This is a genomic window from Halomonas sp. IOP_14 (assembly GCF_021021315.1).
GTDB lineage: Bacteria > Pseudomonadota > Gammaproteobacteria > Pseudomonadales > Halomonadaceae > Vreelandella > Vreelandella titanicae.
Map to the genome: position 1 here is coordinate 17,671 of NZ_JAINWD010000056.1, position 11,244 is coordinate 28,914.

Sequence of the window (11,244 nt, forward strand, 5' to 3'; positions counted from 1 at the left end):
CCAGGAGAAGGGGAGAGCACCATGGACTATTTTAATTACCGCGATGGCGTGCTGTACGCTGAAGACGTGCCTTTGTCACGCATTGCTGACGAGTACGGCACGCCCTGCTACGTCTACTCAAAAGCGACGTTTGAACGTCACTTTCGCGCCTATACCGAAGCACTGGGTGGCCACCCGCACCTAATTTGTTACGCGGTGAAGGCCAACTCCAACCTGGCGGTGCTGGGCCTGTTGGCCAAGCTGGGCGCGGGGTTCGATATTGTTTCCATTGGCGAGCTTGAGCGGGTGCTAAAAGCCGGTAGCGACCCGGCGAAAGTAGTGTTTTCGGGCGTTGCCAAGCAGCCCCATGAAATGGTTCGTGCGCTGGACGTGGGCATTAAGTGCTTTAACGTTGAGTCACGCCCGGAGCTTGAACGCTTGAATCGCGTTGCCGGTGAGCTGGGTAAAATTGCCCCGGTCTCGTTGCGGGTCAACCCAGACGTGGATGCGGGTACTCATCCGTATATCTCCACCGGTTTGAAGGATAATAAGTTCGGCATCCCGGTGGATGAAGCGCTGGCGGTTTACGAACTAGCCGCAAGCCTGCCCAATTTGCAGGTGAAGGGGCTCGACTGTCACATCGGTTCACAGCTAACTGAAACCGCGCCTTTCCTGGACGCCCTCGATCGCCTGCTGGTGCTTATGGAACGGTTGCGTGAGCGGGGCATCGAAATCGAGCACCTCGATTTAGGCGGCGGTTTAGGCGTGCCTTACCGCGATGAAAAGCCGCCCCAGCCGTTTGATTACGCTAGCCAACTGCTGGCGCGGCTTTCGCGTTGGGAAGGTGGCGAAGCGCTTACGTTGCTGTTTGAACCCGGTCGCTCCATCGCCGCCAATGCGGGTGTCATGCTCACTCGGGTAGAGTTTCTCAAGCCCGGAGAGACCAAGAACTTCGCCATTGTCGATGCGGCCATGAATGACCTGATTCGCCCGGCGCTGTACCAGGCCTGGCAGGCGATTGTGCCGGTGGATACTCGTCAAACACGCGAAAGCGCCCTTTACGACGTAGTGGGCCCAGTGTGTGAAACGGGTGACTTCCTGGGTAAGGAGCGCGAGCTGGCGATTGACGAAGGTGATCTGCTAGCAGTGCGTTCGGCGGGGGCCTACGGCTTTGTCATGGCGTCGAACTACAACAGTCGCCCTCGCGCCGCTGAGCTAATGGTTGATGGCGACAGCTGCCATGTGGTGCGCGCGCGGGAAACCGTTGCCAGTCTGTGGGCGGGTGAAGCGCTGCTGCCCGAAGGGGGGCGTTGATGCTGTTACACTTCACCAAAATGCATGGCCTGGGTAATGACTTTGTCATGGTGGACCTGGTCACTCAGCGCGCCCGGTTGGACGAAGCTCAGATTCGTGCACTGGCAGACCGACGTTTCGGCATTGGCTTTGATCAGTTGTTGCTCGTCGAACCGCCCCGGGATCCAGAGATGGATTTTCGCTACCGCATTTACAATGCTGACGGCAGTGAAGTGGAAAATTGTGGCAACGGCGCACGCTGCTTTGCCCGCTTCGTGCGCGATCAGCGATTGACCCACAAGCATGAAATCCACGTAGAAACCGCCGGGGGCCCGTTAGTGCTGACCGTGCAGCACGACGGCATGGTGCGAGTGGATATGGGTCGCCCGCGGTTTAGCCCTTTGGCGCTGCCGTTCGATGCCCCTGGGGATCAACCCCTGCATCAGTTACAAGTGGGTGATGAAACGCTGCAGATCGGCGTGGTCTCTATGGGCAACCCACATGCTGTGATGCAGGTTGAGAGCGTTGATAGCGCCCCGGTGGAACGCCTCGGGCCATTGGTCGAGGCGCATCCGCGTTTTCCCAAGCGTGTTAACGTGGGCTTTATGCAGGTACTCTCGCCCAGTGAAATTCGTTTGCGCGTGTATGAGCGCGGCAGTGGCGAAACGCTGGCCTGCGGTACTGGTGCCTGCGCTGCAGTGGCCAGCGGTATTCGCCAGGGGCTGCTGAAAAGCCCCGTAAAAGTCCATTTACCCGGTGGAGAGCTCAGCATTGAGTGGCCTGACCCTGAAGGGGCGCTAACGATGGTGGGGCCAGCTACACGCGTCTTCGATGGCCGCGTAGCACTTAATTAATTCGAGGAGAACGGCGATGTCACAAGCCCCTGAACCCCGCAAAACGCTCGAGCCTGATCAAGTGGCGTTCTGGCTGGCGCGCCATCCCGATTTTTTCGTCGGCCGGGAAGGGCTTCTGCAGCAACTGCAGGTTCCCCATCCGCATATCGACGGGTCGGTGTCACTGCTCGAGCGCCTGGTGTTAGATCTGCGCAAGCGCGCGGAAACCGCCGAGGGCCGCCTGGAGCACCTGCTGGAAACTGCTCGCCATAACGAGTCCCAGTACCGCCGGTTGCGGGAAACGTTGATAGCCCTGGTGGAAGCGCCGGATCGCGATGCGCTGGCGCAAGCATTGGCCACTCAGCTTAGCGAGCGCTTTGAAACCCCGGCCATGGCGCTGTGGTGTCCGGCCACGTTAAGCGATAGTGAACCGACGCCGCCTCAACCGCCACGGCACGTGCTTGATCAACATGCCAGCACGCGGCTGTCGGCGCTGCTGGATGGCCGCACCAGCCGTTGTGTGAAGCTTAGCGTCAGCGACTGGAAGTGCTTGCTGCCCCATGTCAAAGCGCCGCGCAAAGCCGGTTCCTGTGCGATTTCACGGCTCTCGGCGGGTGATCCTTTGGGTTATTTGCTACTGGCCAGCCCCAGCCCCGATGCTTATCGGGCCAGCATGGATACGCTGTTCACTGAGTACTTGGGCGATATCGTCGCGCGCCTGCTGGTGCGCCTGGGCGACTATGGCTGAAGCTCTCCCAACGGAAATAACGATAGCCAAGCGCGTTGAGGCTTTTTTAGCAGCGCTGGCGTCCCATGCTAGCCCTGCCACGGTGGCGGCTTATCAGCATGATTTGGCCGCACTGTGTAACTTCACCGAGCGACGCGATGTGACAAATCCTGCAGCGTTAGACACCGCCCTGCTGCGGGCTTTTCTGGGGTCGGAGCGTAGCCGGGGGCTGGCGCCTAGAAGCCTGGCCCGGCGGCGGGCGGCACTTTCCCGCTTCGCCGATTACCTGGTCAAGCAGGGTGTGCTGGTCGATAACCCGGTGGGACTACTGCGTACGCCCAAACAGCCCAGCCACCTGCCGCGCCCGGTGGATGTCGACGCCCTGGCGCGCTTTCTCGATACCCCCCACGATGGCTCGCCGCTGGGCGTGCGAGATCAGGCTATTCTTGAACTGTTTTACTCCAGTGGCCTGCGCTTGGCGGAGCTGGCGGCGCTTGATTTGGGCGATTTGCAGAATAGCCGGGTAAGGGTGATCGGCAAAGGCGGCAAGCCGCGTCAGGTGCCGGTAGGGCGCCGCGCCCAGCAGGCGCTGGCTGAGTGGCTGGGATGTCGCTCAGCGCTGGCACCTATTACTGAGCAGGCGCTATTTGTGGGCCAGCGCGGGCAGCGCTTGGGCCATCGTGCCATTCAAAAGCGTTTAGCTCAGCTGTCGATTGCCCGTGGCTTGCCCGAACACCTGCACCCGCACCGTTTGCGGCACTCCTTTGCCAGTCACCTGTTGGAGTCGAGCCAGGATCTGCGCGCCGTGCAAGAGCTGTTGGGGCACGCCAATCTATCGACCACGCAAATCTACACCCGGCTTGATTGGCAGCATCTGGCGACCAGCTACGACGCAGCGCACCCCCGTGCTAAACGAGGCCCCAACGACAGTAAGAATAGCCCCAGGAGCAAACCATGACGATGCTGCAGGCCATTACCTTCGATTTGGACGACACCCTATGGGACAACCACGGAGTCATGGCGCGTACCGAAGAGGGCCACTACCGCTGGCTACTGGAGGCACTTGAGGCATGGCGAGCGGCACGCCAGGAAACAGCGCTGGCGTTATCCCACGAAAGCGGCGGGCTGGATTATCTGCAGCGCCGTCAACAGTTGGCAAAAGAGGTGCCCGAACGGCGCGGCGACTTCACTTGGCTACGTTTGCGCTCACTGGAGGCCCAGTTAGAACACGCAGGTCTGCACCGCAGTGCTGCGTTGATGTGGGCAGCAGCAGCGATGAATGAGTTTCACCGCCTGCGCGTGCAGGTTACGCCCCATCCAGAAGCGGCCGGACTGCTGGCTGCCCTGGCAGAGCGCTATCAGTTGGCGGCGATCACCAACGGTAATATTCATCTTAAACGTCAGCCGCTGGCTGGCTACTTTCCGGTAGCCATTGCCGCGGGCGAGTTACTGGCGCCCAAGCCTGATCCGACGCCGTTCCTCACCGCGCTGTCGCGCTTAAACGTCGCCCCCGAGTGCGCTATGCACGTGGGCGATTCGTGGCAGGAGGACGTGTTACCCGCCCAGCAGTTGGGCATGCACGCGGTATGGATTTCTGAAACAGAGGATCAACCGCTCCCCACGCGCGTGCATCGTATTGCCCATATTAAAGAGCTGCCCAGCATTCTCGAGAAGTTAGAGGCGCATCATTCTGGCGGTGTATACAGCCACTGATTGAGTTTCTGGGACAGCGTATCGACGCCGTCGCGCTTGAGTGAAGAGAACAGCTGAACAGAGACGAGGTCTTCCCACTCTTTCAAGCGTGAGCGCACTTTTTGCAACGCAGCGCTGGCAGGGCCTTTTTTCAGTTTGTCGGCTTTGGTGAGCAAAATATGCACCGGCATTCCGCGCTGGTCAGCATAATCGAGCATCATTTGGTCGAACTCGGTGAGCGGGTGGCGCACGTCCATTAGCAGTACTAAGCCGCGTAGACTGAAACGGTTGCGCAGGTACTCGGCTAGGTGCTTTTGCCACTCTAGCTTGACCGCCTCCGGTACCTTGGCGTAACCGTAGCCGGGTAGGTCGACCAAACGCCGCGACTCGTCGTTCATAACGCTGAAAAAGTTGATCAGCTGGGTGCGCCCCGGTGTGCGCGAGGTGCGCGCTAACGCATTTTGTTGCGTTAATGCGTTGATAGCACTGGATTTGCCCGCGTTTGAACGCCCGGCAAAGGCTACTTCTGCGCCGGTATCGTCCGGGCACAGGGCCAGGGTGGGGGCGCTGATAAGAAAACTTGCCGTCGGGTAGTTCAGCCGAGGGACTGGGCTATCATGGGGGGTAGTCATTGGGTTGATCCTGAAAAACGAACATAAAAGCGGCCTACTCTGCGCACTATCACCTCTCTATCGCTTCGATAAAGTAGAACGCATGATAGCGACTCATGATAGAGAATTGAGAGCAGTACCGCGACGAATTACCCCTAAAGCAGTCCAGCACTTGCATTCCCGCCGCTGGGGTGATTCGTTATAATGCAAGCGGTTTATACCTGCGACCTGGGGCGCTAGTGTACCATCGCGATACGTTGTTGGTATTAGCGAAGGTTGGTATTGGCGGAGCTAACCCTGGTAACTTGTGAAACCTGGGAAGCGCCCAGGGTGCGTACCAGTCAAACATAAAACGGCATAGTGGAATAGCAATGAGAAAGTTACTGGCAAGCCTAGCAATTACCATGGGCGCCGTTGGCATCGCCCACGCTCAAACGGACTATCAAGCTGATGCTGACGCATCCGCTGGCCAGGAAATGGCCCAAACCTGTGCCGCCTGTCATGGGCAACAGGGCATTAGCCCATCGGGCGCTTTCCCTAATCTAGCGGGTCAGCAGATGTCCTATCTGGCGAAACAGATTATGGATATCCGCGACGGCAACCGCATGGTTCCCCAAATGGCCGGTCAAGTGGATGACTTCTCCGACCAGGACGCCTGGGATGTGGCAGCACACTTTGCGCGCCAGGATGCCAACTTGGGCCAGACCAGCGACGAAGACGCTGAGTTGCTGGCTCGCGGTGAAGAGCTTTACCGCGCTGGTGATATGTCCAAGGGCATTCCCGCCTGTTCAGCCTGCCATACGCCAACGGGTGTCGGTATCGGCAGCGCCGTTTACCCCGGTCTATCTGGGCAGCACGCTCAGTACACGGTCTCAACGTTGCAGGCATTCGCCTCAGGTGATCGTAACAATAGCCCCAATAACATCATGGGCGACATCGCTTCAAAAATGAGCGACAACGATATGGAAGCAGTGGCTAACTATGTATTGGGTTTAAACTAAGTGTTGGGTTTGAACTAACGTTCTAACCCTGGGCGTTTAAAACCACACATAGACAGCCTACATACTTCCTTATGCCGTTTGCGGGTTCTCACTAGGCAACGTTCTTGGCAACGTTTGCTAACTGAGGGAACCCGCTAATGTATCCACGGTCTCACCCTTCGCTTACCCATGGAGAAACTTTTACAATGTCTAAAACGCGAGCGATGCTTAAAACGTTAATGGTCGCACTGGCCGGTTTGGGGCTTTCTGCGGCAGTGAGTGCCCAGGAAGTGGTTGAAGGCCAACATTATGAGCTGCTTGAAACGCCGGTAGAAACCCAGGTTGATGACGGGCAAATTGAAGTCACCGAAGTATTTTGGTTTGGCTGCCCGCACTGCTACCGCCTGCAAACGCCGATTAATGAGTGGTACGAGACCCTGGACGATGACGTTAGTGTCGTCAAAATGCCCGCCACCATGGGTGGGGATTGGAATACCCACGCTACAGCATTCTATGCAGCTGAGTCGCTGGGTATCGAAGAGGAGCTACACGCCGACTTCTTTAACGCCATTCATCAGGAAAATCAGTCGCTCACAGAGCCCGATGAGATTGCTGCTTTCTTTGCCAACTATGGCGTCAGCGAAGAAGAGGCCAAGCAAGCGCTGACTGACTTTAGTGTGCGTAGCGAAGTGAATGATGCCAATAACCGTATGCGCAAAATGAAGTTAATGGGTGTGCCTGCCCTGGTGATTGATGGCCGTTTTCTGGTGACGCCGAGCTCAGCCGGTAGCCTGGAAAACATGCCGAAAGTCGCTGAAGCGTTGGTTGAGCAGGTGCGTGAAGAGCGCGCAGAGTAACCGTGTTGCGTGAAGCGAGGGAGCGTGACACAACAGCCATCAATGGCTCACGCTCGACGCTGTTTGAAGATGGGCACTTGCGTTTGCTGACCTTTAATTTGCAGGTGGGCATCCAGACCTCGGCGTACCATCACTATCTTACGCGCAGTTGGCAGCACCTACTGCCCAACCCGCGTCGCCAGAAGCGGCTGGACGTGATGGGCGAAGTGCTGAGCAAGTTTGACGTGGTGGGGCTGCAAGAGGTCGATGGCGGTAGTTTTCGCTCAAGCCGCGTCAATCAGGTGGAGTATCTCGCTGCCCAAGCGGGGTTTCCCCATCATGTTCAGCAGCTCAATCGCAATCTGGGCCACATTGCCCAGCACAGCAACGGTTTGCTCTCGCGCTTGGTACCCAGCCAAATAGAAGAGCACCGTTTGCCGGGGGCAATGCCGGGGCGCGGTGCGATTCACGCCCGCTTTGGCGAAGGGCCTGATGCGCTGCATATCTTTGTTGCCCACCTGGCGCTAAGCCACCGCGGCCGGGTGCGTCAGCTCAACTACTTAAGCGATATCATTCAACCACTGCGCCACGTGGTGGTCATGGGGGATCTCAACTGCACCCCTGACCAACTGCACGCTCACGAGCGTTTTAGTGCGTCGCTACCGCTGCACCCGGTTAAACCCCTGTTCAGTTACCCCTCCTGGCAGCCGCGCCATGCGTTGGATCATATCTTGTTGTCGCAGTCGTTAGAGGCCGCCGAAGTGCGGGTGCTGGATCATCTCTTCTCTGACCACCTGCCGATTGCTGTGGATTTACCCTTGCCCGAGGCCTGTTTAGCGGCAATTCGTTCAAGCGTTTAATAATAAGCACGCTGTGCACTCCGTGAGCGCTGCATTGTCCGCGTATATGCGCTATTGTCTGGGACGCTGATCCCCTTAGCCGTTTTACGCGAGACACTCCCATGTCGGACACAACACAACTACCTGCTTTTATTGGTGCGCTGGACCGCGCTTCCGAATGGTTCGGGCGTACCCTTGCGTGGCTGATCATCCTTATGATGTTGATTCAGTTCGCGATTGTACTGCTTCGCTATGCCTTCAGTGTGAATAGCATCTTCATGCAAGAACTAGTGATGTATATGCACGCCAGCGTGTTTATGCTCGCTGCCGCCTATACGTTTCGCCACGACGGCCACGTGCGGGTGGATATCTTCTATCGAGGCATGACCCCGCGTCGCCAGGCGTTAATCAATGTGGTGGGCATTATCACGCTATTGATTCCAGTGATGGTCTTTATCATCGCTTCCAGTCTGGGCTACGTGGCCAACTCCTGGCGTATTCTGGAGACCTCCTCCGATTACGGCGGTATTCCGGCAGTCTACGCTCTGAAAACCTTGATACCGTTGTTTGCCGTGCTGATGATCGTGCAAGGCGTGATTGAAATTGTGCGCAATGGCTACGTGATGACCGGGCGGATAACGCCGGGAGCTGCCGGTGGCAATCACCTTGAGGAGCGTGTTTGATGCTGGAATTTATGCCAGTTATTTTATTTGCCGTTATCTGTATTGTGTTGATGTTCGGCTTTCCCGTGGCGCTTTCGCTGGCGGGCACGGCGCTGCTGTTTGCCGGGATGGGGCTCGGGTTGGAAGCCATCGGTATCGACGCTAACTTTGATAGTGGCTATCTTGCCGCCTTGCCCAACCGGCTCTACGGCATAATGACCAACCAAACGCTGTTGGCGGTGCCGCTATTTGTCTTGATGGGCGTGTTGCTGGAAAAATCCAAAGTGGCTGAGACGCTGCTGGATGCCATGGCCCTGCTGTTTGGTGCCATGCGCGGTGGCCTGGGTATTTCGGTGACCCTGGTGGGTATGCTGATGGCTGCCTCTACCGGTATTGTGGGGGCCACGGTGGTCACCATGGGGCTGATGTCGCTTCCCACCATGCTAAAGCGTGGCTACAGCACCTCGTTGGCAACCGGCACCATCTGCGCCACCGGCACGCTGGGGCAGATTATTCCGCCTTCCATTGCCTTGGTACTGCTTGGTGATGTGCTGTCATCGGCGTATCAGCAGGCGCAGTTGGATATGGGTATCTTCAGCCCTAAAACGGTCTCCGTGGGCGACCTGTTTATGGGCGCGCTGGTGCCTGGGCTACTTCTGGTCGTGATGTATATGGTCTATGTGGCCCTGGTGGCCTGGTTGCGTCCGCATATGGCGCCTGCTGCCGACCGTGAAGAGTTGATGGCCGAGCTTGGTCATACCTCAGGGATTGGCATGCTACTGCTCAAAGGGTTGGTGCCACCGGTGGTGCTGATTGTGGCGGTACTGGGCTCGATTCTTAGTGGTTTTGCCACGCCGACCGAGGCCTCAGCGGTAGGCGCCTTCGGCGCTTTAGTGCTGGCGCTGGCTTATCGTCAGCTCGATTGGGCGACGTTGAAGGACGTGCTGCGTTCGACCACTCACGTGACTACCATGGTATTTTTGATCCTGATCGGTGCAGCGCTGTTTTCGCTGGTGTTTCGTGCTTACGGCGGCGAACACATGGTGACCGAACTGTTCGAGGGTATGCCTGGTGGGGTGGTCGGCGCGACGATCATCGTTATGCTGGTGATCTTTTTGCTCGGCTTTATTCTCGACTTTATCGAAATCACCTTTGTGGTGGTGCCCATTGTCGGGCCGATCTTGCTTGCCATGGGCCTTGACCCGATTTGGCTGGGCATCATGATCGCGATTAACCTACAAACGTCGTTCTTAACGCCGCCGTTCGGCTTTGCGCTGTTCTATCTGCGTGGCGTAGCGCCGCCATCTGTATCTACCTCGGCTATTTACCGTGGCGTTATCCCGTTTATCCTAATGCAACTGGGTATGTTGCTGATGCTAACGTTCTTCCCGCAGTTGGCAACGTGGCTGCCAGCGCAGTTTGGCTAATAAAGGGTTAGTTGAAAAACATCGCTGCTATCAACGTTAAGAAGTGGCAACCTAATTAATTAAGCAGTAAATAGCCATTAATGGCCTGAAGTAAACCGCCTAGTGTTCTACGCTAGGCGGAGTATTCCCTACTCATAATAGTAATAATAGAAAGTAAGAGGGTTATTGTATGAAAGCCAAGACACTCCCTACCGCCATCGCCATGACGACTGCACTTTCCGCCAGTTTGTTGGCAGTTTCTAGCGTTGATAATCACGCCCAGGCGCAAGAGGAAGAATTCCGTTGGAAAATGGTCACCTCCTGGCCGAAAAATTTCCCAGGTGTTGGTCAGGGGCCCGAGCGGTTATCCCAGCTGGTCGATGAAATGTCGGATGGCCGCCTGACCATTGAAGTCTTCGGTGCTGGCCAGTTGGTGCCGGGGTTTGAGGTGTTTGACGCTGTTTCTGACGGTACCGCTGAGCTAGGCCACTCCGCCTCCTACTACTGGAAGGGCAAAGCGCCTGCCGCACAGTTCTTCGCCGCCGTGCCGTTTGGGATGAATGCTCAAGAGATGAACGCCTGGCTAAGCTATGGCGGCGGTATGGAGCTGTGGAACGAGCTCTACGATGACTTCGGCGTTGACGTCATGGTGGCGGGTGCCTCAGGCGTGCAGATGGGTGGCTGGTACAACAAAGAGATCAATTCGGTTGCCGACCTCGACGGACTGAAAATGCGTATGCCGGGCCTGGGTGGCGAAGTGATGAGCCGCATGGGGGTCGCGATTGTGAATATGCCGGGCGGCGAGATCTTTACTTCGCTGCAATCCGGTGCGATTGACGCAACAGAGTGGATTGGCCCTTACAACGACCTGGCATTCGGACTACATCAAGCCGCCGACTATTATTACTACCCAGGCTGGCACGAGCCGACGGTCATGTTTGAGGCGATTGTCAACGAAGAGGCTTTCGCGGAGCTGCCAGCGGATTTGCAGGCGATCCTGCGTACCGCTATTAGCGACATTAACCAGAGCGTACTGGATGAGTACACCGCACGTAACAACGATGCGCTGGAAACCCTGGTGAACGAGCACGATGTTGAGCTACGCCGCATTCCCGATGACGTACTGGCCCAGGCGCGTGAGCACTCTCAAGATGTGGTCGCCGAGCTGGCTGAATCGAGCGAATTAGCTACGCGTATCTATGACTCCTATCAAGCGTTCCAGGAGAAGGTCGAGGATTACCACGCCATCTCCGAGCAGGCGTATTACAACGCCCGCAACCCGGAAGGTGACACCGCGCAATAGTTTGCCGTGCTTGATGCACACTAACGAGCCGCCTTCGGGCGGCTTTTGTGTGGTGCGCCAGGCATGGCGCGCAGCGCCTTGAC

General features: G+C 57.3%; 12 protein-coding genes. 11 read left to right on the forward strand and 1 reads right to left on the reverse strand.

The genetic code is table 11. From position 1 onward, the window contains the following. Positions 1-21: 21 nt before the first annotated feature. From lysA to K7H09_RS22725, 5 genes are read left to right on the forward strand one after another with little or no spacing between them, the layout of a single operon-like run. Entirely contained in the window at positions 22-1,293 is a 1,272-nt protein-coding gene (gene lysA / locus K7H09_RS22705) for a diaminopimelate decarboxylase (protein WP_230806100.1), read from the forward strand. Beyond that, positions 1,293-2,126, forward strand: coding sequence for a diaminopimelate epimerase (dapF, locus tag K7H09_RS22710; protein ID WP_141440343.1), 834 nt, complete (start codon positions 1,293-1,295; stop codon positions 2,124-2,126). The genes lysA and dapF overlap by 1 nt, the downstream gene beginning before the upstream one ends. A gap of 16 nt (positions 2,127-2,142) precedes the next feature. Continuing rightward, entirely contained in the window at positions 2,143-2,853 is a 711-nt protein-coding gene (locus tag K7H09_RS22715; protein WP_027957991.1) for a DUF484 family protein, read from the forward strand. Then, positions 2,846-3,790 carry a tyrosine recombinase XerC gene (locus tag K7H09_RS22720; protein ID WP_041157315.1) on the forward strand — a complete coding sequence of 315 codons (945 nt, stop codon included), beginning with the start codon at positions 2,846-2,848 and terminating at the stop codon, positions 3,788-3,790. The genes K7H09_RS22715 and K7H09_RS22720 overlap by 8 nt, the downstream gene beginning before the upstream one ends. Continuing rightward, entirely contained in the window at positions 3,787-4,545 is a 759-nt protein-coding gene (locus tag K7H09_RS22725) for an HAD family hydrolase (RefSeq protein ID WP_027957989.1), read from the forward strand. Before K7H09_RS22720 ends, K7H09_RS22725 begins: the two co-directional genes overlap by 4 nt. On the opposite strand, the gene yihA is transcribed toward K7H09_RS22725, so the two are convergent. Continuing rightward, positions 4,518-5,156 carry a ribosome biogenesis GTP-binding protein YihA/YsxC gene (yihA, locus tag K7H09_RS22730; RefSeq protein WP_009286228.1) on the reverse strand — a complete coding sequence of 213 codons (639 nt, stop codon included), beginning with the start codon at positions 5,154-5,156 and terminating at the stop codon, positions 4,518-4,520. The genes K7H09_RS22725 and yihA overlap by 28 nt on opposite strands. A 350-nt stretch (positions 5,157-5,506) precedes the next feature. Between yihA and K7H09_RS22735 the strand changes: the two genes are divergently transcribed. From K7H09_RS22735 to K7H09_RS22760, 6 genes are all read left to right on the forward strand, one after another. After that, positions 5,507-6,136, forward strand: coding sequence for a c-type cytochrome (locus tag K7H09_RS22735; protein ID WP_022521226.1), 630 nt, complete (start codon positions 5,507-5,509; stop codon positions 6,134-6,136). A gap of 203 nt (positions 6,137-6,339) precedes the next feature. Beyond that, positions 6,340-6,972, forward strand: coding sequence for a thiol:disulfide interchange protein DsbA/DsbL (locus K7H09_RS22740; protein WP_230806102.1), 633 nt, complete (start codon positions 6,340-6,342; stop codon positions 6,970-6,972). Positions 6,973-6,977: 5 nt separating this feature from the next. Beyond that, complete coding sequence (locus K7H09_RS22745) at positions 6,978-7,811, forward strand: endonuclease/exonuclease/phosphatase family protein (protein WP_089691363.1); 834 nt, start codon at positions 6,978-6,980, stop codon at positions 7,809-7,811. A 101-nt stretch (positions 7,812-7,912) separates the two neighbouring features. Further along, positions 7,913-8,473: a TRAP transporter small permease subunit gene (locus tag K7H09_RS22750; protein ID WP_009286227.1), complete on the forward strand. Its 561-nt coding sequence runs from the start codon at positions 7,913-7,915 to the stop codon at positions 8,471-8,473. Next, complete coding sequence (locus K7H09_RS22755; protein ID WP_022521229.1) at positions 8,473-9,879, forward strand: TRAP transporter large permease; 1,407 nt, start codon at positions 8,473-8,475, stop codon at positions 9,877-9,879. Before K7H09_RS22750 ends, K7H09_RS22755 begins: the two co-directional genes overlap by 1 nt. Positions 9,880-10,048: 169 nt before the next feature. Further along, complete coding sequence (locus K7H09_RS22760; RefSeq protein WP_009286225.1) at positions 10,049-11,161, forward strand: TRAP transporter substrate-binding protein; 1,113 nt, start codon at positions 10,049-10,051, stop codon at positions 11,159-11,161. The last annotated feature ends 83 nt before the right edge of the window (positions 11,162-11,244 follow it).